This window comes from Congzhengia minquanensis, assembly GCF_014384785.1.
Classification (GTDB): domain Bacteria; phylum Bacillota; class Clostridia; order UBA1381; family UBA9506; genus Congzhengia; species Congzhengia minquanensis.
This window is the reverse complement of sequence record NZ_JACRSU010000004.1, coordinates 261911-285864: the sequence shown is the minus strand read 5'-3', so window position 1 is coordinate 285864 and position 23954 is coordinate 261911. Positions and strand designations below refer to the sequence as shown.

The following is a 23954-nucleotide window of genomic DNA, read 5'->3' as shown; positions in this document are numbered from 1 at the left end:
GTGTCAAGTATAACAATACTTTTGTCAATAAAAAACAGTGCGGCGGTTGCCGCACTGTTTTTAATCTAATTCCTTTTGTCCGGTACAAAGCTCATAATATCTGCCGCCCAATTGCAGCAGCTCTTCGTGGTTTCCGCGCTCAATAATTTCGCCGTTTTCCAAAACCATAATTGCGTCAGCATTTCTCACAGTAGACAGTCTGTGAGCAATGACAAATGTGGTTCTGTCTGCCATCAAACGGTCCATGCCGTGCTCAATGTGACGCTCTGTTCTGGTATCAACCGAGCTTGTAGCCTCGTCCAGCACCAAAATCGGCGCTTTTGAAATCGCCGCCCGGGCAATGTTTAAAAGCTGACGCTGCCCCTGGGAAAGGTTTGCGCCGTCGCCCGACAGCACCGTGTTATACCCGTCGGACAGCCGCATAATAAATGAGTGTGCGCTGGCTGTCTTTGCCGCGGCGATAACCTCCTCATCGGTGGCATCAAGCCTGCCGTAGCGAATATTTTCCATCACCGTACCAGTGAACAAATGGGTATCCTGAAGCACCATTGCAATGTTCTGCCGCAGAAAATCCCGCTTATAATCGCAGATATCAATTCCATCAATGGCAATCTTGCCGCTGCCAATGTCATAAAACCTGTTTAACAGGTTGGTGATGGTAGTCTTTCCCGCACCGGTAGAGCCAACAAAGGCAATTTTCTGCCCTGGGTGTGCATAAAGAGAAATATTTTTTAAAATTATTTTGTCCGGATTGTAGCCAAAGGTGACATTTTCCAAGACCACGTCGCCGTGAATTTTTTCAGGCGCAACTGCTTTTGGCTTGTCGTCTGCTTCCGGCTCACGGTCCATAATTTGAAATACCCGCTCGGCACCAGCCAAAGCTGAAAACACAGTAGTCATCTGCATGGAAACTTCATTAATCGGCTGTGAAAACTGTCTGGAATAGTTTACAAAAACCGTGAGACCGCCAATGTCAAATTTGCCTAATGCACAGAGCACACCGCCAATGCCTGCAGTCAGCGCATAACAAACCTGGCTCATATTCCCCATGACCGGGCCCATAATGCCGCCGAAGAACTGGGCAAAAAACTGTTTGCCTTTCAGGTCGTCGTTCAAAAGTCCAAATTCTGCTTTGCAGTCTTCCTCGTGATTGAACACCTTCACAACCTTCTGACCTGTAACCGACTCTTCAATGTAACCGTTTAAGGCACCAAGCGCCGCCTGCTGCTGGGAGTAATATTTGCGGCTGCGCTTTGCAATCATGCCGCCGCCTTTCACAAAAATGGGAACAAACACAACCGTAATCAACGAAAGCCATATGTTGGTGTAAAGCATCATGGCAAAAGTTCCCACCAGAGAAATGATACCGGACGCCACCGTCATAACGGAGGAATCTAACATCATTCCAATATTATCAACATCGTTTGTAAACCGGCTCATAATTTCTCCGGTATTTTCCGTGTCGTAAAAACGCACCGGCAGCTTTTGCACCTTGTGAAACAGGTCGTTGCGGATTGCCTCAATGGTGCTCTGCGAAACAGAAAGCATAATGCGGTTCTGCAAATATGTGGAAATAACACCCACAAAATAAATCGATGCCAAAACTGCCAGCGCAAACGCAAATCCCTCAAGCCTGCCCGCCGCTATATAGTCGTTAATAATAGGTCGCAGCATGTAGGATCCCACAATCTGTGAAATTGCACGAGCCAGCATGAAAAACAGCGCAATGCCAATTCTGAATTTATATTTTGAAAGGTAACGGTAGAGCCTTAGCAGCACATTTTTTGTGTCTTTCGGCCTCCCGCTTCCGCCGGAGCCGTGCCTGCCGCCACGAGGGCCACCACCCGGCCCGCCTCCGGGCATGGGTTGTGCGCCAGCTGCGGCTCTTGGTGAACTGTTGTAACGCTTCGTTAAAACTTCTAATGTTCTTGCGGCCATTTATGCATTCGCCTCCTTTTTTTCGTTCTGCGAATAATAAATTTCCTGATATTCTTCGTTGCTTGCCAGCAGCTCCTTGTGGGTACCGACACCGCAGATTTTGCCCTCATCAAGCACCACAATTTTGTCAGCGCCTGAAACGGACGTAATGCGCTGGGCTATGATAATTTTTGTAGAATGTTTCAAATTTGTAGAAAACGCTTCTCTGATTTTTGCCTCTGTTGCCGTGTCCACAGCGCTGGTGCTGTCGTCCAAAATAATGATTTTCGGATTTTTAATCAGCGCACGTGCAATGCAAACCCTCTGCTTCTGTCCGCCGGACAAGTTCACGCCGCCCTGCCCCAGCTCTGTCTGATACTGGTCTGTAAAGCCTTTAATAAACAAATCCGCCTGGGCGTAGCCTGCGTTTTCTTCAATTTCTTCCATGGTGGCGTCCTCTTTGCCCCAACGCATGTTTTCTTCAAGCGTACCCGAAAACAGCACGTTTTTTTGCAGAACCATGCCAATCCCCTGGCGCAGCTTTTTTAAGTCATAGTCGCGCACATCAATGCCGTCAATTAAAACCTCGCCGCTGTCTGCGTCGTATAGCCGCGGGATTAAGGACACCAGTGTCGATTTTCCGCAGCCAGTTGAACCGATAATGCCCACGGTTTCTCCCGGTTCAATGGTAAGTGATATATTCTCCAGCACCTTATCCTGGCTGGTTTTATAGTATTTAAAATCCACATTGCGAAATTCAATTTTTCCGTTTTGAATTTCAGCATCCTTGTGTGCCGCATGAAAGTCGTTTAAATCCGGCTCTTCGTCCAGAACCTCAACCACACGGTTTGCGGAGGCCAAAGCACGGGAGCTCGTCATAAACATCATTACAACCATCATAAGGGAAATTAAAATCTGCGTGATATATGTAACAAACGCAGTTAAATCCCCCACCGGCATACCACCGGCAATAACCTGGTTTCCGCCGAACCAAAGCACAGCAATGGTTGTTAAATTCATAAACAGCATCATAAGCGGCATCATGGTAATCATCACCGTCATGGCCGAGGTAGTGGCTTTTCTTAAATTGTGATTGGATGTACCAAACTTTTGCCGTTCATAGTCCTCCCGTACAAAGGATTTCACCACCCGCACGTTTGTCAGGTTTTCCTGAACGTTGGAGTTGAGCGCATCGATTTTCGTCTGCATTTTTGAAAAGCGCGGATATCCCTTTGAAATAACAAACAGCAGCGTTATTAAAATAACCGGCATTGCCACCGCAAAAATAACAGACAGCGACGGGCTTAAAAGAATTGCCATAATCAGCGCGCCAATCAGCATTCCCGGCGCTCTTAAACACATGCGCAGAAGCATGTTGATAAAGTTTTGAATTTGTGTAATGTCGTTGGTGAGCCGCGTCACCAACGACCCTGTGCTGAATTTATCAATATTCGCAAACGAAAATTCCTGCACTTTTCCATAAACGTCTTTTCTTAAATCCGTGGCAAAGCCAACTGCCGCCTTTGCGCCAAAATAGGCGCCGCCCACGCCGCCGGCCATCATCAAAAGCGCCGTAACCACCATGAACGCGCAAATCATCAACACATATCCTACGCTTTTGTCCGCGATGCCGGTGTTGATAATCGACGCCAAAAACTTGGGCATAACTACCTCGCCCACAACTTCAATAATCATACAAAGCGGCCCTAAAATAAAATACCATTTATAGGGCTTTACATATTTCATCCACCGTTTCACGTGTTCTCCTCCTTTTTTAACACATCTGTCAGGTTATCTGCCATTTTTGCAAAACAGTGTTCCAAAACGCACAGCTCCGTTTCATCAATTCCGGAAAACAGCGTTTTATCTACATCTAAAAAAAACTGATGGGTCTTTTGCACCGTTTCCCGTCCTTTTTCGGTTATCGCAATTTCGTTGAAACGGCTGTCACCCTTTGATGAATTTTTTGAAATAAATCCACCCTTCTCCAGCTTTTTAATCATCACTGTAACCGCCGCCGGACTAATTTCCAGCCTGTCGGCCAGCTCCTTTTGTGATGTTTTTGTCTTTTGATGTGCCAGGTTCATCAAAATCATATGCTGGCTTCTGTGCATATCAATTTCCGCCATTAGCCTGTCGCAATAAGCACGGTGCAGCCGATTTACCTTAACGAACCCATGAGCAAGCTCCATAAGTCTGTCGTCCTCCTGCGCCATTTCACCGCCTCCTCAAAAAATAATTAACCTGTTAATTATTAACAGGTTAATTATACTACGCTTCATCGTTCATGTCAATAGACTTCATAAATTGTTCAAACTTTATTTGATGCTGTCAGTGGTGATGTCACTGCCATATGCGGGGCCGCTTCCGGCCTCGGCACTGTCAGAAATTACAATTGGCGGTGAGAAGTCGTAAATATCCATAAAGGACTCCAACTCCTCCTCCGTCAGCGGGGCGTGTGCAATTAATCCCGTACACTCAGTTGCAGAGTTAGTATTTCCATATGCGTCGTCTAAGTGGTCATAGTGCTCAGTCGGTTTTTTTCGCGCGTTTATTTCATACATTTTTCTGTTCATAAAACCCACCTCACTTTAAATTAAAAAGGTTTTAACGCCCCTTTTTAGTTTCTTCACCCAGCGCAAAAATATGTAAAACGAAGTAATTTGACAATGCAGAAAAAAGTTGCACGTTCCGGATTTTTATGTTAAAATCAAATTAATTTAAATTGTAAAAAAGTTTGTCCCTGCATAAGGGCGGAAAGGCTTGAAAACCTATGAAAAAGTTTGTGTGTTTGCTCATTGCTGCTATCCTGATTTTACCTGCGTTTTCCCACACTTGCGAAACAAAAGCTGCGGCGGCTGCCAAAGAATCTGTCCCGTCAAAATATGACGGCGACGCTTTTTGCTTTTCTTTTGAAAATGAGTCCGATTTTAACGACGAAAATCTTCCCATTGCCACAAGTTATGATAACCGTGCAGAGGAAAAAGAATTTGTGCCCGGCGCCGGCGGCTCTGCCGCCGCGCTGCATGTTCGGGCCGAGAGCGCGGCGACCATAAACGGCATTGTGAACAACGGCGTGAAAAACTTAAACCTCGTTCCCGGCAGAACCTACCGGTTAAGCGCTTGGGTGAAGCTGATTGCAAATGAAATTTATAAAGTGGCGCCAAACTTTAATTTTTTTATTATGAACAACGGCACCCCGCTTTATGAGGACGAAGCCTGCACCATTCCCGTCCAAACCGTTTCGGGTTACTATAACCTGGTGAAAATTACAGGTGCAGAAATTGGGTTTAAAAAGGAAGACGGCACCATATCCGGCGACTGGAAATTGGCGGAAACCACGTTTACCATGCCGGGCAAGCTGGGGAAATATTTTGTTAAAAAAACGGAGCCTGTTTCCTGCTCCATGTTTTTGCGCATTGGCTCTAACGAACATTCTATTAAAACCCTTTCCGACTATACCGACGAATTTATTGCCTCTATCACCGACAGCGAGGGAAATATTGACGAAAACGGTTTTTACAGCGATTATGCCATTGACGACTGGAGCCTAACCCCCTTTGTGGAAAAAGCGGGCGAGGTAAAAGACGCTTCCGTCACCAACGACTTTGAAAGCTCCTCGTGGGCTGCCGCCTCCGGTGTGCGCTGGACGTCTACCGCCTCCAAAGCGGAAATTGAAACGATAGCAAATGACGCCGCTCCATCGCAAAGCAGCACCCACGCTTTAAAGCTGACCTATAACGGCAACCCGAATGGGTATATGGAGCTGTCCGCCCATCTTGACCAAAACACTTCCATTATTCACAACAGGGCCTATAAAATTTCATTTTGGGCAAAAGCATCTGACGCACTTGTCAGCTATTTTGAAGAAAAACCTTTCTATTTTAAAATGATTCCCGAGCGGCCCAGTGAAAACCGTTTAGAACGTTCCAAACACAAATGGGCAGATACGATTTTAAAAAAGAAGCTTTCACAAAACTATGAAAAATTTGAGATAATCTGGTATGAACCAAACGAAACCATGTTGGGCCGCGACACAGAGAACGACGCCTCTGTGCGCTTGGACTTCCGCATTAATGGAATTCCTGCTGCTTTAAAAGACGAAACCATTAACGGCCAAAAAATGACCTATGCCTATTCCTATGAGGACCCGTCCGGAAACACAGTTTATGCGGGGTTTGAAGATTTTCAGGTTTGGTTTGACGACATTTCCATTGAGCCTATGGAGCTTGTTTTAAACGGGGACTTAAGTATGAAATCCCCCCAGGACATAAACACCCTTTCCACCTGGGACAGTACCTGCTTCGCCCCCGGTGAAAATAACCTGCTGCCCAACATTTTTGGGGCAGGAACCATTGTTCAAGACGAAACCTTTGCCCAAACCAGCGGCGTGCCCTGCAGCAACGTGCTAAAGCTTTCACAAGAGGATGGCCGTCCCGGTCAAAGCGTTGAGGTGCAAAACAAAACCTATTATAAAATTTCTTTCTGGGCCAGGGCCGACTCGCCGGACAGCGTGGGTCAAAGCCTTTCCCCTATGTTTGACAGAAGCATAACCGGTCCGGTTCGAAACAGCGACGTTACCGAAATAAACACCGAGGGACGCTTCGGCTATGGCAGCCTGACAGGTGAAACCGGCGACATTCCATATTATATGTATCAGGGCCCGCTGTTTACCCACAAATACACCGAATTAAATGTAAACAGCGGCGAAACGCTGGTTTATGACGATTATTTTGCCCGCATGAACTCCACAGACGGTTACGAAAGCCAGGAAACGCCCACCGCCTGGAACTATCAGTTTTATAACGGCAGCGGCTGGGTTTCGTCAAACGCCGACGAAGTACCGTCAACGTCCCAGAATATGCAATTGACAGACGAGTGGAAAAAATATGAATGTGTTTACCGATGGGATTATGAAGGCGACCACTACCGCCTGCCGAAATTTAAAATTGCCGCGTCCGGGCCGGCGGATTTTCGCTTGGCAGACATTCAAATTCAGAGATTGAATAAATTAGACGACGAAATTAAAATTGACAACCTCCACGCGGAAGACACCGGCGCCTCCCTTTACGTGGGCAATTATTTTTCAATCTATTACGACTTTGAAACCGTTAACGAAGGAGTGAAAGAGGGAAACTCCATCTTAAAGTTCCTTTCAGGGGACGAAAATGGAAATTATGCCGTAATTGGCATGACCTATTGTAAAGGGGACAGCAAAACGTTATTAAGAATTCCCGACATGCTTTTAGGAAGCCGGCCGGGAATAGAAATTATTCCGAAAAGCAAGGCTGGCGAAACTGGCGCGGTCTATCGCGTTCAATTTGAGCAAATTGTTGCGGGAAAAGTGCTCCCCAGCCTATCCATAAAGGGGGCTGATGCAGAATATGAAATCGAGTCTGTTTTTGCGCCGAATTTTACACAGCCCAAAGTTGATGTCTGCCTGGCGTTTTACAGTTCGGAAAACCAGCTTTTAAAAACGGTTTATATCCCCGTTGAGACGCAGACGGCCGCAAATGTGCTGCACGGTGCTGCACCTTTAGACGGCGCAGCAAAGGTAAAGCTGTTTGCCGTTGAAAGCTTCTCATCCATGCTGCCCTGCTGCGACAGCAAAACGGCGTTGTCGTTTCCAAAAAACAACGCTCCCTTTGATGGTCAGGAGCAAATTACCGTTGCATTCCTGGGCGGCTCCCCCATGTGCGGAAAGGGACTGTATGCGCCTGAAACCGCCTCTTACAGCGCCTTTATTTCGGAATATTTTCAAGATACCTATTACAACAAAACCATTCAAATTGTCCAGTCTGCAAAGGACGGCAGCACCACGGCAGATGGGCTTTTGCGGACGGCAGATGTAGCGGCCCGGCAGCCGGATGTGGTTTTCATTGATTTTTCCGCCGATGACGGCGGGTTGGACATGCGCAGCGAATTGCGTGAAATGGTGAATTTGCTTTGTGCAGGCGAAAAAATTCCGTATATTATCTTTCTATATGCCGCCGACCGGGGCTACACCAATCTGTCGCGGTATCACAGCCTGGTTGCAGAGGAGTTTTCCATTCCGCAGATTGACCTGTCCGGCGCTTTGCGAACCCATTTAAATGGAAGCGACGCTGTTTCGGAGGGATATTTGTATGACGAAATTCACCCTTCCGCCGAGGGGCATATTGTCTATGCAGACACAATTATCCGCGCACTGGAAACCGGAAACTATTACTGCAAACCAAAAACCAACTAAAATTTGCATTTTTCAAGAAAGCATGATATAATATGTACAGAAAGTCTTTGCTGCGCAAGCATTATTTGTTACGGAAAGGATTCGGTTAAAATGGAAGAAAAAAATAAAATTGTTACAGAAGATACAGAAAAAGTGGAGTATGAAGATGTGAAGCGTCTGTCGCTTGGCGGCTTTATCGGCATTGGTTTTGCGTTTGGCGTTGCCGCTGGCTTTTCTGCAGGAAACCTGTTGTTCGGGAACTTCCTCAGGGGAATGATTATTTGCGTCGTAGCAGGGCTGTTAGGCGGGCTAATCATTGGTCTCATTAATAAAAACAAGCGCAAACCGGAATAATAAAAGACAGATTAGAATCAGCACTATAAAAAATTATATCCAAAAGTAAAAAATACATGCAACTTAGTAGCTATAGCATGAATATATAATGCTCAAAAAAAGAAACGGTCACTGCAGAGTTACAACTCCACAGTGACCATTTCAATATATCGCAAGCGTATTTTCCCCTTTGATTCAAGACTATGACATTACACCGTCTTTGTTAAGACGGAAATTCTATAGAACATTCCTAAGCCAAATACGTCTTTTAGTAGCCTTGCTGGTACAGTTCATAATTTACAATTTATTATTTTTATTTATTCACCTTTTAACACAATGTAGTCGCTGTCAGAGTCAGCAGTTAAATCCGCCTTGGCAGAAAAACCCTTCAGTTTTTCCAGCTTGGAAAGCACGCTGTCAGCGTCCTGCTCCATGCGGTAGCCGGTTTTGTCTTTTTGATAGCCCGACAAAATTTCTTTTGCCCTGCTGAATTCCTCCTCAGAAACGGTCACGTTAATCACGCGGAATCTTGCCGCGCGCTCAGCCGTGGCCCCGTTTGCCGCAGGATCTGCTCCTAAGCTTCCTTTAGAGCTTCCTCCGCCGCCGGACTTTGCCTCCTGTCCAGCGCTGTCAGACACAACATTGGGTTCAGCAGCTTCGTCTACGTCATTGTCTGTTTTAAAGGCAGAAATATCGTTGCTGTTCACATCAGCCGGCATAGGCGTTTCCGGCGCCGTTCCCCCATTGCTCCGGTTATCCGCCGCCGGTGGCTGTGCCGATGGGGAGTTGTCCGGTTTTACGGTATTTTTGTCCGCCGCGGCAGGTGTCTGGCCGCTCTGGTTGTTATTGCCTGTTTTTGCACCAGATGGTGTCTGTGCTGAAGCCGAAGGCTGCGCCTTGGCAGAGGGCTGAGCCTTAGCTGAAGGCTGCGCCGCGTTCCCACTTTCGTCCAATTCAGGTGACTGTGTATGTTCGTATTTGTCTTCCACGCCCGGCAGCACAACGTCTGTGCCCTGGTCAGAATTCGGCTGACCCGGCGCTTCAGAAGGATATGTTGACGGAATAAATTCATCAGGGTTCACAGAATTTCCGTTCCCCTCAAGATTGATGTACGATACGATTGAAACGGCAACCACCGCGGCAGCCGCGGCAATTCCGGCAAAAGAACGCCAGCCCGAAAATTTGTGCCTGTGCAGTTTTTGGCCTTTTGCCTCTGCCCGAACCTTGTTCATCAGAGTTTCGTGAAAATCTTTCGGAACTTCTATTTCAGGAAGGCTTTCGGCGCCTGCCATGATAGATTTTAAAAATTCATATTCGCCCCTGCAGGACGCGCATTCTTTTATATGTTCACACACGATGTCATTCTCTTCGTCGGAAAGCATGTTGTCAATATAAAGCGGTATTAAATTTAATATGTTCGTGCATTCCGATTTTGCCATATGTGCTTCTCTCCTTTCTTCTATAGAATAAGACGAAATTTTAAGTGAAAAGTTCCCTGTCTTCTTCCAAAATTTTTCTGAGGGCAATTCGCGCCCGGCTGATGCGGGATTTCACCGTTCCCAATGAGGTTCCCGTCACTTTTGCAATTTCGTCATATTCCAACCCATGAATGTCCCGCATGACAATTACCGCTTTGTGCTCGTCGGATAGCTTTTCAATTGCCGCCTCCAGCGCTTTCATAGCCGCCTTTTTGCGGTAGCTGTCGTAGGGACCGGGAGAGGAGTCCTCTATCTGAATTTCATATTCATCGTCATCTGCGCTGCTTTGATTAATGCTCACCTGGGCATGTTCGCCGCTGCGCTTTCTCTTTCTTAAAATATCTAAACAAATGTTGTTTAAAATCGTATAAAGCCAGGTAGAAAATGCCGCGTCGCCGTTAAAAGAGTCCAGCTTTCGGTAGGCTCTTAAAAAGGCTTCCTGGGCCGCGTCTTCCGCGTCGTTTTGGTCGCGCAGCATTCGAAAGGCATAGTTTATAATCCTGCGCTCATAAATCAGCACAAGCTGTGAAAAACTTTCCGTATCGCCTTCCTTGCTGCGGCGAATCAGTTCATTCTCGTCCAAAACAATGCCCTCCTTTCCATAATCATCTATAGGATACCCAATTAAATGAAGATTAGTAAACCAAAAACCCGGCGCGGGCCGAGTTTTTAAAAATTTTTTTAATCGGATAGCGAATCGTCATCTTCAATCCATTTATTTACGTCTATTACGCGGAATTCATCCTTTGTGTCGCGGATTATTACGGTTTGAATTCCTGCGTTAATCACCTGCCGCTTACACATGGTGCAGCTGTTGGTGCCCGCTAAAAGCTCTCCTGTCTTTCCGTCCAGGCAGGCCAGGTAAAGGGTCGCTCCCAGCATATCCCGCCGGGAGGCGCTGATAATGCAGTTGGCTTCTGCGTGAACAGACCGGCACAGCTCATACCGCTCGCCGCTGGGAACCTTCAGTTCCTCCCGCACACAGTGGTTTAAGTCAATGCAGTTTTTCCTGCCCCGGGGTGCGCCGTTATAGCCGGTGGAAATAATCTCGTCGTTTTTTACAATAATCGCACCATAGTGGCGCCTGAGACACGTTCCACGGCCCGCCACTGCCTGGGCAATGTCTAAATAATAGTTGGTTTTGTCCCGTCTTTGTTTCATACAGGCTGTCACCCTTCCAAAGCGCTAATTTTTTCAATTCGTTTTTCGTGCCTGCCGCCCTCAAATTCGGCGCCGACATAGGCGTCTAAAATATGTTTTGCCAGATCCGGGCCTGTCACTCTGCCGCCAAAGGCAACCATGTTGGCGTTGTTGTGCCGTTTGGTCATTTCAGCGGAATATTCGTTTGAAACCAGTGCACACCGAATGCCGTTTACCTTGTTGGCGGCAATGGAAATGCCGATTCCCGTTCCGCAAATCAACACGCCCCATTCACATCTGCCGGAGGTCACCTCTTCGCAGGCCTTTTGGGCAATGTCGGGATAGTCCACAGAATTGGTGTCGTAGGTTCCCACGTCAACAACGTCAAACCCTTTGTCCTTTAAATGGGCGGATAAAACTTCTTTCAGTTCAAAGCCGCCGTGGTCGCAGCCAATTACTACTTTCATGTTACGCATCCTTTCCGCCTGACGGCACCGTTTTTATTCTTTCGTCATATTCCCGCTCCGCCTGGGATTTTCTAAGATAAAGAGGAATTAGCCCCTCACAGTCTGAAACTGCGCCATTTGCGCTCTTTTGGAAAGCAACCTCGCCCAGCGACGCGGCGGAAAGCACATTGCTGCGGCCAAACGCAATTTTCGCGCCCGGCAGCGCAGTTTGAAAAAACTCCCTGTTTTTCAGCGCCCCGTCGCCCACCAAAAGGCAGGTCTGATTGCTTCCTAAAGCGGCAATTTCACGGGTGGTCATCACACAGGGGGAAACAACTTCCTTCCCGTTTTCATAAACAGCAGCGTAACACTCATTTTCCCGGGCCATTAACAGCGCAAACACACTTCCGCTGAAACTGGAAACATTGTTCGCCAAAATTTCCAGACTGTTTACAGGAACCACCTTTTTGTTCAGTGTTTTTGCAAACCCGCGCACAGTTGCCACGCCAATTCTCACACCTGTAAATGACCCCGGCCCAATTCCGCAGGCAAACACATCAATGTCTGAAAGCTTTAGCTCCACGTCCTTTAACATTTGCTCAATCATGGGCAGCATTTTCACAGAGTGGGTTTTCATTTGATTTTGCGTATATTCACATAACAGCTCACCGTCTCGCAGAACAGCGGCGGTAGCCGCCTGAGATGATGAATCAATGCTCAGCATTAACATAGGTTACCTCTTTAAAATTACAATTGTCCTGTCGTTTGCACCGTCTTCCTTTTTCAGTTCCACCTCATACCTGTGCTCCGGCAAATACCGCTGTCCGTTCTGGGGCCATTCAATGATGCATACACCGCCGGACTGCAAATATTCCTCAAATCCAATTTCCAAAAGCTCGTCTTCGTCTTCAATCCGGTAAAGGTCAAAGTGATAAATGGGGAAGGCCTTCCCCTCATATTCGTTCACAACAGTAAATGTCGGGCTTGTAACGTAATCCTCTACGCCCAAAGCCCGACACAGACCTTTTGTAAATACGGTTTTTCCCACGCCCATTTCACCGCGCAGGAGGATTACATCGCCGGCGCGAAGCCGCGCCGCAAATTCTTTCGCAGCGTTTTGCGTTTCTCCGCTGCTTTTCGTTTTCAGTTCCATGCCTTATGCCGCCGGATTGCCGGGAACAATGGCAGGAGAAGACGGTTTGGCAGAAGGCGTTTCCGGTTTCGGCGTAGAGGTTGCAGGCGTTGTAGTTTTTGGCGCTTCTGATTTCGGAGCTGCAGAGCTTGGCTTAGCGGAAGGCGATTTCGATGCATTGCTGCTTGCTGAAGCCGAAGCTTTTGCGCTGGAGCTTGCCTTTGCGCTGGGCTTTGTGCTCTTGGAGGAGCTTGTTTTCGAGCTGGATTTTGACGTAGACGCAGACGTCGCCTTTGAAGACGGCTTGGAATCGTCGTTGTTTACAACGGGCGCCTCGCTGTTATCAGCCGAGTTGTTCGCGTTGTCCACATCATCTGTCAGGGACTTGTCATCATCTAAGTCAGGCGCGTCGCTCTGATAGCTCGACGGCTCCTGGTTATAGTCCAGCCACAGGCCCGTGAGCTTGGAAGACGCAAAAAACAGCGCCACTAAAGCAACCAAAATGATGGAAACGGTTAAAACCTTTTTGCCCTTTCCGGATTTTTTAATGGGTTCGCCGTTTTCGTCAAATTCTTCGTCAGATTCGTCATAGCCTTCTTCGTCGTAATCGTTCCCGTCATAATCCCCTTCGACATATTCTTCTAAATCTTCTGTTTCATCCAATGCTTCGTTTTCTTCTATATAGTCCTCTTCTCTAGACCGTTTCGACCTTCTCATTCCCATTACCTCCTAATAAATTTAAATTCTACCTTTATTTTGCGTATATTATACCATAAATAAAAGATAAAGTAAAGAAAAACTTGTCCAAACCCCGCCTAATTGCGCTCTGTTGGATGGCAGTTTTCCGAATTGTGTCAATGCAGAATACTTCTGACGCAAATATCCTGTTTTCTCCCTCTTTTATTGCCGCTCTTCAGGTATAAATCTCCAAAGCCAAATTCCTTATTAAAATGCTTAATATAGGCTACGGTTTTTAAGTTTCTTGCGTCAAATTCGTGCACGCTTGTGTCCACAAGCTTAATCTTTCCGTCACGGAACATTTTCAGTCTGCCCGATTCGGATGCAAAATCATAGTCGTCAAAGAAATAGAGGGTGCCGTCCACATAGAAAAACGAATGGCAGGAGCTGTCTGAAAGGTGCGTATACGTATCTCCCGTGCTCAGTCCCAGCTTGTTCCCGTCAAACACCATCACAATGGTAGAATCCGCGCCGTCTAACGCAAAATCCGTCACACCCTCCCGCAGTTCCTTTCTGTTTTTCAGCTCTTTCGCACTCATAGCATAGCGCACAAGGGTTCCGCGGCCGTCATCGCCTACGTCTTCAATGCAATATAAAAACTTTCCGTCCAAAGAAATTTCAATCTGCCCGCCGGGAAACCGGTCTATTCCCAAAAACGGCATCTTGTCTTTCATCAGCACATAGAGGCTGTTTTCCTTTTGCTCCGCCTGCTTGTCCGCAATTTTTAAAAGCGCATCGTCAACACTTTCAACCGTGCTGAACCTAATTTTTTCATTTCCTTTGGCTTCCTTTTTATAAACAATGGCCTGCCTGCAGCTGTTATAAGCCAGCGACGCTTCCGTCAGTCCGGCGTCCACCTCTTTCGGACCGCTGCGTTTCATGGTATATAGCACATTTGTCGGTTCCATCACAGGGTTTATTAAAAAATAATTTCGGATGGATTCGCGGAACTCTTTTTCCTCAAACCGTTTCAGCGCGGCGTTATACCCGGCTTCGTCGAAAACCGGTTGCCCGGTTTCGTCCGGCGTCATAAAATCTGATTTCAACGGCTTTTCCGTCCCTGCGTCCCGGGCTGCCTTGTCGTCATAAAATACCTCCTGAAACCGCTTAGGCCGCACTTCTTCTTTCACAAAATACACATAGTCCCCCAGCAAAATTCCATCTTTCACGTCCTCTGCCAGGCAAACTGCTTCCTTGTCCGTTTCCTTCAAAAAGAGCGCGCCCTGTTTGATATAAAAAACTTTGGCATATTCATCCTTTTCCGAAAGCACCTTGTCAATCTCTGTATCAACCAACACAGGCATGTCCTTCTTCGCCGTTCCGCAGGTATACATTTTTCCGCCGTCTTTATAATATACAATCTGCTGATTGTTTTTACTCAAATAAAAATCGGAAACGTCCGAAGCCACAACGTGTGCGCTGGTTAAATTGGAAAAATACAGCCGCGTCCCTTTTAAATACAGCACAAACTGCCCCTCGGGATGAATTTTAAAATCAGTCACACCGCCGTCAATACGCACGGCCTCCTCCGGTGTGTCTTTGTCGTCGTCAATTGCCGAAACTCTGCGGTAACACAAATCGAAGCCAGCTGCGCTGTCTGCGCTGTCTTGCGCATAAAAAACAGTTCTTCCGTCTGCAGACATTTGCACATAGCGCTGGGCGTCAGAGCTTACAAACCGCTCAGAATTCACCACGCTTTTTCCCTTGCGGTCCTCTTTTGTTTTCAGCGTCACTTCGGAATTTTTAATATATAAAATTGGCTGGGCCGACTTGTCAAACGTCATCACCGGCAAAAAGTATGAGGTGGCAGCCCGGTAGCTTCCGTAAACCACGCTGCAAACCAGCAGAACCACCACAATGTAGCAGGCCAGCTTAATGCCGCTCATCTTCTGCTTTTGGGTGCAGTCGGCCGGAATGCCGAAACTGGCGTTTCCAAAGGCCGGTTCTTCTTCCATATTCACTTTATCCGCTTTTTCATGCTCTTTCATAAAAAAAATCACCTCGAAAGCTGCAAAGTGCAGTTAGAACGACACCCGCGCATATTCGCCCCAAAAAAGACAAATACACGCGGGTGCCCCCTTTTAAATTGTGTTCCTATCGTCTACGCTCGCTAATGCCTAAAAAGCATGCAAGTTCTTCCGTGTACGCGCCGGACTCGATAAAGCTCTGTCTTGTTTTCTCGTTGCCCAAAAACAACAGTGAAAACGCTAAAAACATTGTCCAGGTCATTTCCCTTTTCCCATTTTCGACCGCGAGTACCGTCTGCCTTGTTACGCCGATAATCGTAGCCAGTTTCTCCTGCGACCATCCGCACGTTGCTCTGAATCCCCTCAGGCTTTTTGCAAGACAATGAATTAACCTCTGCTTTTCATCTTTCCCCAATGTGCATTCCCTATTCATCTGAATCACATCCTACAAGCCGCAGACGGCCGGCACAAAAACCATCCGAAGCCTTTATATTCATCAACATTTTACGAAGCCGCAAAACGTTAACTCCACTATTTTAAATACCCTCTTGCCTTTAAGTTGTCAGCCGAAATCCGAATGCTGTCAAACGGGTCGCCGGGGCAGGTGTCTTCTTCAACAACATAATGCTTCACGCCGATTTCTTCCGCCGTTTTCAAAACGCCGTCGAAATTGATGTTGCCCTCATAAATCTCGGCAAATGCCCGTTCGCCGTTTTCAATTTTATAATCTTTCAAATGCAGAATATCAATCCTGCCGGCAAGCTTTTTCATCCAGTCAATTACGTCGCCGCCGCCGGCCTGCACCCAGTGCGTATCCAACACAAAAGAGGTTGCGTCTTTGTCCAAGTTGTCCGCCAAATAGTCCATAATCCGCACGCCGCTGTGCTTGGCAAATTCCCAGTGATGGTTGTGATATGTAAGCTTAAAGCCGTGCTTATGAATCTTTCGTGCAACTTCGTTAAACTTTTCAACAAACACCTTCACAGATTCCAGCGTCATTTCAGATAAACCCGGCATTCCGCCGATACCAATGTTAGTGGTACCCACAATTTCGTGCTCTTTCATCACCTCGTCGGTGGCGTCATAAATGCGGTCAAAACTATAGTGTGTTCCGCAAATGGAAAGCCCGGTTTCCCGGCAGATGTCGCGGAACTTTTCCGCGCCCATGCCATACCAGTCGCTTGTTGCGGTCTGCCCTTCGGTGTAGCCCAGCTCTATGAGTTTTGAAAAGCTGTTTTTTACGTCTTCAGGGGTTTTTAAAAAGTCTCTGATGGTGAATAGCTGTAAGCCCAATTTTTCCATTTTACAATCTCCATTCTGCGCAATATTCGTCACATTTTGTCTTTTTTTCTGTCATAATCTGCAAATGTCACACAATTAATTATATTATATTACGAATTACAACGCTTGTCAAGAAACTTTCTCGAACTTTAAAAACTGTTAAAATATAAAAAGGCAGTCTCAAGCATCCGCATCATCCCCGTCTGTAAGAAGCCAGTCAATATCAGTATTCAGCACCTTTGCAAAGGTTAATAGCTCATAATCGGTAACAAACCGGGTGCCAATTTCAATCCGCGAAATGCTGTCCCGTTCCAAAATTACCCCTTCCACCTGCATTTTTGCTGCCAGGTCAGACTGCGACATTCTTCTTCTAACCCTCGCCAACCGAATTTGGTTTCCACAAATATTCTTTTTTCCATTAAAATCATAAATTTTCATACAAATCACACTCACTATATGTTAAAGTTCAGAATTTTTCTTGACTTTAACATATATCTTTTGTATAATTGTGTTAATAATCAGCAAAACGTAAATTTATTTTATATTTTGAGGGGATATCTGTGAAAAAGTTATTAATCATTAACGAAGACATTACGCTATTTGATAACGTAAAACTTTTTTTAAATCGTGCAAATGCATGCAGTTTTGCAGTAAAATATGCCTGCACTCCTTTAGAGGGCCTTGCGGCATATCACCTGTTTCTGCCAGACTTTGTTTTCATCGGCTTTTCCCTGCCCATAGCAGAAAAAATGTCTGTATTAAGACAAATGCACCGTCATAGTAAGCAAACAAAATTTGTTGTTCTCAGCCGTCATGTTTGGATGGATTTTGTGCAGGGCATAGCGGAAGGCTGTGCCGACGCATTTTTGGAACTGCCCGTCTTGGAATCAGATTTTTTTGCCTGCCTAAACAAATTGATTTTTTAAAAATTTTCTATACAGGTTTTCCGTATAAAAAAATTTTTTTGGGCAATAATGGTAGATGAAAGCCCCGCGGCAGGGGAAGAAAAAGCGCTTCTTAAAAAAGCCCGCTAAAGAAGCGATGCCATTTTACATCAGCGGGCGGAAAGGCAGAATAAATATGGAACTGAAAGGCTCAAAAACAGAACAAAATTTAATTACTGCGTTTGCCGGCGAATCTCAGGCAAGAAATAAATATGCCATGTTTGCAGGCGCGGCAAAAAAAGAGGGATATGAACAAATTGCAGGCATTTTTCAGACCACAGCGGACAATGAATATGCCCACGCGAAAATTTGGCTGAAAGAGCTGTCCGGCATTCAAGACGTAAAACAAAACCTGGCCGTTGCGGCCGCCGGGGAAAACAGCGAATGGACGCAGATGTACCCCGAGTTTGCCCAGGTTGCAAAGGAGGAGGGGTTCGACCACATCGCCTGGCTGTTTGAGCATGTAGGCGAAATTGAAAAGGAGCACGAGGAACGTTTCAAACGCACATTAGAAAACGTGGAGCAAAACAAAGTGTTCACCAAAGACGGCAACGCAATTTGGATTTGCAGGAACTGCGGATATATTCACAAAGGCCCGGCCGCGCCGGAAATTTGCCCGGTTTGTGCCCACCCCAAGGCCTATTTTGAAGTGTTTCACCAGCTTCCCTAAATCAAAAAACAGGCGGAAACGAAACGTTTCCGCCTGTTTTTTTTAAAACGGCTGATAGGTTTTCATAATTTGATGGGCAATGCGAACGCCATCTGCCGCGGCGCTCATAATACCGCCGGCATAGCCCGCCCCTTCCCCCGCAGGGAAAAGCCCTCGGACCGACACGCTTTCTAAATTTTCGTTTCGCAAAATACGCACCGGGGAGGAGGTTCGCGTCTCTATTCCGGTCAGCACCGCGCCGGGGCTGGTAAAGCCCCGGATTTTGCGTTCAAAGCGCAGCATACCGGCCTTCATAAAATCGTTTATTTGCTTCGGAAGCAGCAGGTTTAAATCAAAAAACCGGGTTCCGGGCAAAAAGCTGGGACGAACATGTTTAAACCGGGCAGAACAGCGCCCGCTTAAATAATCGCCCAAAAGCTGCACCGGGGCGCAGAAGTTCTTTCCCCCTGCGACAAACGCCGCTTCTTCCAATTTGCGCTGAAAGGCAATCCCCGAAAGCGGGTGGTCTGTACCAAAATCCGCTCCGGTAACAGACACGCAAATGGCGCTATTGGAATTTTTTCTATCTCTCGCACGCTCACTCATACCGTTGGTCACCAGCCGCCCCTGTTCGGAGGAGGCGTTCACCACACTTCCGCCGGGGCACATGCAAAAGCTGTAACAGCCCCGGTCTCCCTCTCGGTAAGAAAGCTTATAGGGTGCAGCGCCAAGCAATGGGTGCCCGGCAAACTTGCCATACATGGCGCGGTCAATGTCCTCGCGCAGATGCTCCGCCCGAAATCCCACGGAAAAGGGCTTTTGCACCATTGCAATTCCGTGGGAAAACAACATTTCATAAGTGTCTCTCGCGCTGTGGCCAATGGCCGCTACCAGCGGCCCGCAGGGAATTTCGCCGCTGCCAGCCAAGCGGACGGACGTTATTTCCCCGTTTTTCAAGACAATGTCGCTAACAGCGGCTTGAAATTGAATTTCCCCGCCTAAAGAGAGAATTTCTTCCCGAATGTTTTTTACAGCACTTTTCAGCACGTCTGTTCCTATGTGGGGCATGGCGTTATATAAAATATCTTCCGGCGCGCCGTGGCGCACAAACTCTTGTAAAATAGCTTCTAAAGAAGCGTCCCCAATGCGAGTGGTGAGCTTGCCGTCGGAAAACGTCCCCGCGCCGCCCTCGCCAAACTGCACGTTAGTAGTTTCGTTTAATGTTCCGGTTTTCCAAAACGCGTTAACCGCTGCGGTGCGCGCGTCTACATCTGCGCCGCGCTCTAACACCAGCGGGCGGTAGCCCCGCCTTGCCAGCCACAGGGCGCAGAACATGCCGCAGGGGCCAAACCCCACAATCACCGGGCGGTGTGCAAGCGCCTTTTTGCCGCACTCCGGCTCCTCCATTGCTGTTGGCGTTATTGAAATGAGCTTTTTTCCATCGCACAAAATCTCGGCTGTTGTTTCCGCTAAAATGGTATAAACAAACTGCACGCTGCCGTGGCGTGCGTCAACAGACCTGCGCAAAAGCTTCATCGATCGCAGCTCGCTTCTCTGAATATGCAAAAGCCCCTCCGCCGCCTCTAAAACCTCAGGCAGGGGGGCGTCTATGGGCATTTTTAAATTGCTTATTTTAACAAACATAGCACCTCACACAAATTCACACAAAACCGTGTTTGAAACATAAACGCCCTGTTCGGAAAACCGCAGGACGCCGCCGTCACGCACCAAAAGCCCGGCCTTTGTGAATTTTTCAATTACGTTATTGTAGCGCTCATTCATGGAAACCCCGAACCGCGCAAAAAATTCTGTTTCCGACACGCCTGCCGTTTTGCGCAGGCCTAAAATCAAAAATTCGCTCATCTGCTCCTCTTTGTCCAGAACCGTCACATCTTCACGGGCGGCGGGATTTTGAATGTAATCCAAAAGATTCGACCCGTGGCAGAACCGCGCCCCCTCAAAATAGGAGTGGGCCGCCGCTCCGCAGCCGATATATTCTTCGCAGTTCCAATATTTTAAGTTGTGCCGGGAAGAAAACCCGTCTTTTGCAAAGTTAGAAATTTCATACTGGTGAAACCCCCGCGAATTGAGCGCGTTTTTCATTTCACAATACATTAAAAACTCCGTGTCCTCCTCCGGCAACGAAACCGTTCCTGCCTGCACCTGCTCCCATAGGGGGGTGTGCTCTTCCAAAATCAGCCCATAGCAGGAAATGTGGCGAACGGGCATGGCCGCGGCAATTTCAATGCTCTCCACTGCCGACGCAACGCTTTGCCCCGGCAGGCCGAACATCAGGTCGGCGCTCAGGTTTAAAAAACCTGCCCGCGCCGCATCTTGAATGCACCGTTTCGCATCGTCTGCCGCATGTACGCGGCCAATGGCCTTTAAGCACTGTTCGTCAAAGGTCTGCACCCCAATGCTGAGCCGGTTCGCGCCGTGGGAAAGCAGCGCGCGGAATTTTGAAAAATCCGCGGTTTTCGGGTTGCACTCAATGGTGACCTCCGCGTCCTGCGCCACATGAAACGAGGAAAAAACCCCGTCTAACAGCCTGGTTAAGTTTTCCGTTTTCAGGGACGTGGGCGTTCCGCCGCCGAAATACACCGTGTCAACTTTTTCGCCGCGAAAGCTAGCAAATTCTGAAAGCAGGGCGTTTACATAATCGTCCTCTAAGCCAAAGGCGCCGCTATAGGAAACAAAGTCGCAGTAGCCGCACTTTTTCAGGCAAAAGGGAATGTGAACATATAATCCGCGCATGGCAGAAAACACCTCTTATTCGTCCAGTTTCAGCACAGACATAAACGCCTCCTGGGGCACTTCCACCGAACCCACCTGGCGCATGCGCTTTTTGCCCTCTTTCTGTTTTTCCAAAAGCTTTTTCTTTCTGGTAATATCGCCGCCGTAGCACTTGGCCAAAACGTCCTTGCGCAAGGCTTTCACGGTTTCTCGGGCAATAATTTTCGTGCCGATGGCCGCCTGAATGGGAATTTCAAACAGCTGGCGCGGAATGCTTGCCTTCAGTTTTTCCGCAATTTTCCGTCCCCGTCCGTAGGCCTTTGTGGAGTGGACAATGAACGACAGCGCGTCTACCATTTCGCCGTTGAGCAAAATGTCCAGCTTTACCAAATCCGACTGCTGATAGCCGGAAAGCTCGTAGTCAAACGAGGCATATCCCTTTGTGCGGGATTTTAAGGTATCGAAAAAGTCGTAAATAATTTCGTTTAAAGGCAGCTCATAGTGAAGCTGGGCTCGGGTGGAATCGATATACGTTGTGTTTTTATAAATACCCCGCCGCTCCTGGCACAGCTCCATAATGTTCCCGATAAATTCCGTGGGGCACATGATGTCTGCGTTCACCATAGGCTCTTCCATATATTCAATTTCGCTTCCGTCCGGCAGGTTGGAGGGATTTGAAATGTCCACCATTTCGCCGTTGGTTTTTTGCACCTTATAAATAACGCTGGGCGCGGTGGTCACCAGGTCTAAATTATATTCCCGCTCTAAACGCTCCTGAATAATTTCCATGTGTAAAAGCCCTAAAAATCCGCACCGAAAACCAAAGCCCAGCGCGGCGGAGGTTTCCGGCTCAAAGGCCAGCGACGCGTCGTTTAGCTGAAGCTTAGACAGGGCTTCTTTTAAGTCGTCATATTTTGCGCCGTCCGCCGGATAAATTCCGCAGTAAACCATGGGATTCACCTGCTTGTAGCCCGCCAGAGGCTCTTTTGCAGGTCTTGCCGCAATTGTCACCGTGTCGCCCACCCGCGTGTCGGACACGCTTTTTATCGAAGCCGTTAAATATCCCACCTCGCCGGCGGAAACCTTGCCGCTGTTTAAAAAGCCCGAAGGATTTAAAAAGCCGGCCTCCACCACGTCAAACTCCGCCCCGGTGGACATGAGCCGAATTCTGTCGCCGGCCTTCACCTCGCCGTCGAACACGCGAAAATAGATAATAACGCCTTTATATGCGTCGTAAACGCTGTCAAAAATCAAAGCTTTTAAGGGGGCGTTCGGGTCGCCGTGGGGCGCGGGAATAACTTTCACAATCTGCTCCAGCACGCTTTCAATGCCAATTCCGTTTTTGGCGGAAATTTTAGGCGCGTCCTCTGCGGGAATGCCAATTACGTTCTCAATTTCCTCAACCACCAGCTCCGGCTGCGCCGCCGGCAGGTCAATTTTGTTGATAACGGGCATAATTTCCAAGTCGTGGTCAATGGCTAAATAGGTGTTTGCTAAGGTCTGCGCCTCAATGCCCTGGGACGCGTCCACCACCAAAACCGCCCCCTCGCAGGCGGCTAAGCTGCGGGAAACCTCATAGTTAAAATCCACGTGCCCCGGGGTGTCGATGAGGTTTAAAACATAATCCTCTCCGTCAGACGCTTTGTATAACAGCCGCACCGCCCGGGCCTTAATGGTAATGCCCCGCTCGCGCTCTAAGTCCATGTTATCTAAAATCTGGTTTTCCATTTCCCGTTCGGTCATGGTGCCGGTTTTTTCCAGCAGCCTGTCCGCCAGGGTGGATTTACCGTGGTCGATATGTGCAATAATTGAAAAATTTCTGATATTTTTCTGTCTGTCCATCATTTGCTCCATTCCAATTTCATTCATTTCTTCCGCAGCATTTTTTATACTTTTTTCCGCTTCCGCAGGGGCACGGGTCGTTTCGGCCCACTTTTTTCAAAATTCTTTTGGCAGTTCCCATAAGCCGCGCCATTTCCGGCGGCGTAAAGCCCTTGTTCTTCCAAATTCTGCTGCTGTTTTTGGCCTCAATCACCAAATTGGTAAAATTCTGGCCCACGGCTTCCGGCGAAATGCCGTATTGGGGCAAAAGCCCTAAAAACGCCTGTATGGGATAATCCAGCCGCAGCATTTGCAAAAACTCGCTGCAAATGGTGAAAACCTGCGATTCGCTTTTTAAAAGCGGCCTGAAAAATGCCTTAATTTTCTCCGGGATTTCGGGCTCGTCCATATAATAAACATCCAGATATTTTAAAAACGACTCCCGGCTGGCAGGCACAAACCGGGGCTTGCCCTCTGTTTCGTGCCCTAAAATTTCTAACAGCGCAGGCACCTCGTTCCCCGCCGGAAACACAAGGTGCTCGCCATAGAGCACATACTCCCCGCCGGAACCTGCCGAAAGCAGCTCCCCGGCCTCTTTTACGTCTAACTGTTCTTCATTCTGGCTGTTAAAAATTTTGCAAAAAGTAGAGAGGGAAACAAACCCATAAAGGTTCACCGCGGCGCTTGCATACAGGTGCACCAGCGCTGCCCTGTCGTTTCCGTGAATGGGCAGCTTTTTTTCCGGCTCGTCGTCCTCGCCCTTCACCAAAAGGTCGCTGAAAAAGAACTCACCCTTGCTGCGCACTAAAATCGGTTTCTTTGTTTCCTCCTCTGAACTTTTAAGGAGCTTCACAGAAAACCGCTGCTCGTTCCCAAAATCGTAAATATAAACGAACTGGGCGCCTTTCTCCAGCTTAAAATCGCACAACCGCACCTCGTCTGTGGCGGGATTTTTGCTTTCTAAAAAGCCGGTGCAGTAGTAGCCGCAGGTATTGTCCCAGGCACAGTTATTCATAAAAAACACATGCATGTGGCCGTCGGCCAGGCCAAAAGCCTCAACTATGGCCTCGTGAAACACCGCCAAAGCTGCCTCCGCTGAAATTTTTATGTGGCGGTAACAGCCTGTTTTAAAGGACACGCTGAACGTATAAGAAAGAGCCATTGTTT

At 47.7% G+C, this 23954-nt stretch carries 23 protein-coding genes; 4 read left to right on the top strand and 19 right to left on the bottom strand.

What is annotated here, in order from left to right:
• Positions 1-60: 60 nt before the first annotated feature.
• From H8698_RS11550 to H8698_RS11535, 4 genes are all read right to left on the bottom strand, one after another.
• On the bottom strand, positions 61-1938 hold the full coding sequence (locus H8698_RS11550) for an ABC transporter ATP-binding protein (protein WP_430393578.1): 1878 nt from the start codon (positions 1936-1938) through the stop codon (positions 61-63).
• Entirely contained in the window at positions 1939-3675 is a 1737-nt protein-coding gene (locus tag H8698_RS11545) for an ABC transporter transmembrane domain-containing protein (protein ID WP_249313637.1), read from the bottom strand. It abuts the gene before it with no gap.
• Positions 3672-4133 carry a MarR family winged helix-turn-helix transcriptional regulator gene (locus H8698_RS11540; protein ID WP_249313636.1) on the bottom strand — a complete coding sequence of 154 codons (462 nt, stop codon included), beginning with the start codon at positions 4131-4133 and terminating at the stop codon, positions 3672-3674. Before H8698_RS11540 ends, H8698_RS11545 begins: the two co-directional genes overlap by 4 nt.
• Before the next feature lie 102 nt (positions 4134-4235).
• Positions 4236-4493 carry a hypothetical protein gene (locus H8698_RS11535; protein ID WP_249313635.1) on the bottom strand — a complete coding sequence of 86 codons (258 nt, stop codon included), beginning with the start codon at positions 4491-4493 and terminating at the stop codon, positions 4236-4238.
• Positions 4494-4690: 197 nt separating this feature from the next.
• Between H8698_RS11535 and H8698_RS11530 the strand changes: the two genes are divergently transcribed.
• On the top strand, positions 4691-8146 hold the full coding sequence (locus H8698_RS11530) for an SGNH/GDSL hydrolase family protein (protein ID WP_249313634.1): 3456 nt from the start codon (positions 4691-4693) through the stop codon (positions 8144-8146).
• Between the two features lie 90 nt (positions 8147-8236).
• Entirely contained in the window at positions 8237-8479 is a 243-nt protein-coding gene (locus H8698_RS11525) for a hypothetical protein (RefSeq protein ID WP_177678271.1), read from the top strand.
• A gap of 296 nt (positions 8480-8775) precedes the next feature.
• Here H8698_RS11525 and H8698_RS11520 read toward each other — a convergent pair whose 3' ends face one another.
• The 11 genes from H8698_RS11520 to H8698_RS11470 form a co-directional block, all read right to left on the bottom strand.
• On the bottom strand, positions 8776-9897 hold the full coding sequence (locus H8698_RS11520) for an anti-sigma factor family protein (protein ID WP_249313633.1): 1122 nt from the start codon (positions 9895-9897) through the stop codon (positions 8776-8778).
• Between the two features lie 40 nt (positions 9898-9937).
• On the bottom strand, positions 9938-10519 hold the full coding sequence (locus H8698_RS11515; RefSeq protein ID WP_249313632.1) for an RNA polymerase sigma factor: 582 nt from the start codon (positions 10517-10519) through the stop codon (positions 9938-9940).
• Between the two features lie 98 nt (positions 10520-10617).
• Positions 10618-11097, bottom strand: coding sequence for a deoxycytidylate deaminase (locus H8698_RS11510; protein WP_249313631.1), 480 nt, complete (start codon positions 11095-11097; stop codon positions 10618-10620).
• 8 nt (positions 11098-11105) lie between these two features.
• Positions 11106-11543, bottom strand: coding sequence for a ribose 5-phosphate isomerase B (gene rpiB / locus H8698_RS11505; RefSeq protein ID WP_177678263.1), 438 nt, complete (start codon positions 11541-11543; stop codon positions 11106-11108).
• Between the two features lies 1 nt (position 11544).
• Complete coding sequence (tsaB, locus tag H8698_RS11500) at positions 11545-12252, bottom strand: tRNA (adenosine(37)-N6)-threonylcarbamoyltransferase complex dimerization subunit type 1 TsaB (protein WP_249313630.1); 708 nt, start codon at positions 12250-12252, stop codon at positions 11545-11547.
• A 3-nt stretch (positions 12253-12255) separates the two neighbouring features.
• Positions 12256-12675, bottom strand: a complete 420-nt coding sequence (gene tsaE / locus H8698_RS11495) for a tRNA (adenosine(37)-N6)-threonylcarbamoyltransferase complex ATPase subunit type 1 TsaE (RefSeq protein ID WP_249313629.1) — start codon at positions 12673-12675, stop codon at positions 12256-12258.
• Between the two features lie 3 nt (positions 12676-12678).
• Entirely contained in the window at positions 12679-13371 is a 693-nt protein-coding gene (locus tag H8698_RS11490; RefSeq protein WP_249313628.1) for a hypothetical protein, read from the bottom strand.
• Between the two features lie 137 nt (positions 13372-13508).
• The gene (locus tag H8698_RS11485; protein ID WP_249313627.1) at positions 13509-15380 is read right to left on the bottom strand and encodes a hypothetical protein; all 1872 of its coding nucleotides are present in this window, start codon (positions 15378-15380) and stop codon (positions 13509-13511) included.
• A gap of 106 nt (positions 15381-15486) precedes the next feature.
• Entirely contained in the window at positions 15487-15792 is a 306-nt protein-coding gene (locus tag H8698_RS11480) for a helix-turn-helix transcriptional regulator (RefSeq protein ID WP_249313626.1), read from the bottom strand.
• A gap of 98 nt (positions 15793-15890) precedes the next feature.
• Entirely contained in the window at positions 15891-16661 is a 771-nt protein-coding gene (locus tag H8698_RS11475; RefSeq protein WP_249313625.1) for a sugar phosphate isomerase/epimerase family protein, read from the bottom strand.
• A gap of 159 nt (positions 16662-16820) precedes the next feature.
• Positions 16821-17078: a helix-turn-helix domain-containing protein gene (locus tag H8698_RS11470; protein WP_177678247.1), complete on the bottom strand. Its 258-nt coding sequence runs from the start codon at positions 17076-17078 to the stop codon at positions 16821-16823.
• A gap of 122 nt (positions 17079-17200) precedes the next feature.
• Between H8698_RS11470 and H8698_RS11465 the strand changes: the two genes are divergently transcribed.
• Together H8698_RS11465 and rbr are read left to right on the top strand one after the other, a co-directional pair.
• The gene (locus H8698_RS11465) at positions 17201-17566 is read left to right on the top strand and encodes a response regulator transcription factor (protein WP_249313623.1); all 366 of its coding nucleotides are present in this window, start codon (positions 17201-17203) and stop codon (positions 17564-17566) included.
• A 154-nt stretch (positions 17567-17720) separates the two neighbouring features.
• Positions 17721-18254, top strand: a complete 534-nt coding sequence (gene rbr, locus H8698_RS11460; RefSeq protein WP_177679871.1) for a rubrerythrin — start codon at positions 17721-17723, stop codon at positions 18252-18254.
• Positions 18255-18296: 42 nt separating this feature from the next.
• Here the strand turns inward: rbr and H8698_RS11455 are convergent, their stop codons facing one another.
• Genes H8698_RS11455 through H8698_RS11440 form a run of 4 tightly spaced genes read right to left on the bottom strand, consistent with a single transcriptional unit; the run spans position 18297 to position 23949 of the window.
• Positions 18297-19877 (bottom strand): NAD(P)/FAD-dependent oxidoreductase, encoded by a 1581-nt coding sequence (locus tag H8698_RS11455; RefSeq protein ID WP_249313621.1) that lies wholly within the window; start codon positions 19875-19877, stop codon positions 18297-18299.
• Positions 19878-19883: 6 nt separating this feature from the next.
• Positions 19884-20987: a radical SAM family heme chaperone HemW gene (hemW, locus tag H8698_RS11450; RefSeq protein WP_249313619.1), complete on the bottom strand. Its 1104-nt coding sequence runs from the start codon at positions 20985-20987 to the stop codon at positions 19884-19886.
• Positions 20988-21002: 15 nt separating this feature from the next.
• Positions 21003-22835: a translation elongation factor 4 gene (lepA, locus tag H8698_RS11445; RefSeq protein ID WP_283245462.1), complete on the bottom strand. Its 1833-nt coding sequence runs from the start codon at positions 22833-22835 to the stop codon at positions 21003-21005.
• Positions 22828-23949, bottom strand: coding sequence for an IS1096 element passenger TnpR family protein (locus H8698_RS11440; protein WP_249313617.1), 1122 nt, complete (start codon positions 23947-23949; stop codon positions 22828-22830). The genes lepA and H8698_RS11440 overlap by 8 nt, the downstream gene beginning before the upstream one ends.
• Positions 23950-23954: the final 5 nt, after the last annotated feature.

Excerpts from the sequence above, each read along its gene's own strand:
- H8698_RS11550 (WP_430393578.1), bottom strand. The coding sequence starts at position 1,938 with ATGGCCGCAAGAACATTAGAAGTTTTAACGAAGCGTTACAACAGTTCA.
- H8698_RS11540 (WP_249313636.1), bottom strand. The coding sequence starts at position 4,133 with ATGGCGCAGGAGGACGACAGACTTATGGAGCTTGCTCATGGGTTCGTT.
- H8698_RS11535 (WP_249313635.1), bottom strand. The coding sequence starts at position 4,493 with ATGAACAGAAAAATGTATGAAATAAACGCGCGAAAAAAACCGACTGAG.
- H8698_RS11530 (WP_249313634.1), top strand. The coding sequence starts at position 4,691 with ATGAAAAAGTTTGTGTGTTTGCTCATTGCTGCTATCCTGATTTTACCT.
- H8698_RS11525 (WP_177678271.1), top strand. The coding sequence starts at position 8,237 with ATGGAAGAAAAAAATAAAATTGTTACAGAAGATACAGAAAAAGTGGAG.
- H8698_RS11520 (WP_249313633.1), bottom strand. The coding sequence starts at position 9,897 with ATGGCAAAATCGGAATGCACGAACATATTAAATTTAATACCGCTTTAT.
- H8698_RS11510 (WP_249313631.1), bottom strand. The coding sequence starts at position 11,097 with ATGAAACAAAGACGGGACAAAACCAACTATTATTTAGACATTGCCCAG.
- rpiB (WP_177678263.1), bottom strand. The coding sequence starts at position 11,543 with ATGAAAGTAGTAATTGGCTGCGACCACGGCGGCTTTGAACTGAAAGAA.
- tsaB (WP_249313630.1), bottom strand. The coding sequence starts at position 12,252 with ATGTTAATGCTGAGCATTGATTCATCATCTCAGGCGGCTACCGCCGCT.
- tsaE (WP_249313629.1), bottom strand. The coding sequence starts at position 12,675 with ATGGAACTGAAAACGAAAAGCAGCGGAGAAACGCAAAACGCTGCGAAA.
- H8698_RS11490 (WP_249313628.1), bottom strand. The coding sequence starts at position 13,371 with ATGAGAAGGTCGAAACGGTCTAGAGAAGAGGACTATATAGAAGAAAAC.
- H8698_RS11485 (WP_249313627.1), bottom strand. The coding sequence starts at position 15,380 with ATGAAAGAGCATGAAAAAGCGGATAAAGTGAATATGGAAGAAGAACCG.
- H8698_RS11480 (WP_249313626.1), bottom strand. The coding sequence starts at position 15,792 with ATGAATAGGGAATGCACATTGGGGAAAGATGAAAAGCAGAGGTTAATT.
- H8698_RS11475 (WP_249313625.1), bottom strand. The coding sequence starts at position 16,661 with ATGGAAAAATTGGGCTTACAGCTATTCACCATCAGAGACTTTTTAAAA.
- H8698_RS11470 (WP_177678247.1), bottom strand. The coding sequence starts at position 17,078 with ATGAAAATTTATGATTTTAATGGAAAAAAGAATATTTGTGGAAACCAA.
- rbr (WP_177679871.1), top strand. The coding sequence starts at position 17,721 with ATGGAACTGAAAGGCTCAAAAACAGAACAAAATTTAATTACTGCGTTT.
- H8698_RS11455 (WP_249313621.1), bottom strand. The coding sequence starts at position 19,877 with ATGTTTGTTAAAATAAGCAATTTAAAAATGCCCATAGACGCCCCCCTG.
- hemW (WP_249313619.1), bottom strand. The coding sequence starts at position 20,987 with ATGCGCGGATTATATGTTCACATTCCCTTTTGCCTGAAAAAGTGCGGC.
- lepA (WP_283245462.1), bottom strand. The coding sequence starts at position 22,835 with ATGAATGAAATTGGAATGGAGCAAATGATGGACAGACAGAAAAATATC.
- H8698_RS11440 (WP_249313617.1), bottom strand. The coding sequence starts at position 23,949 with ATGGCTCTTTCTTATACGTTCAGCGTGTCCTTTAAAACAGGCTGTTAC.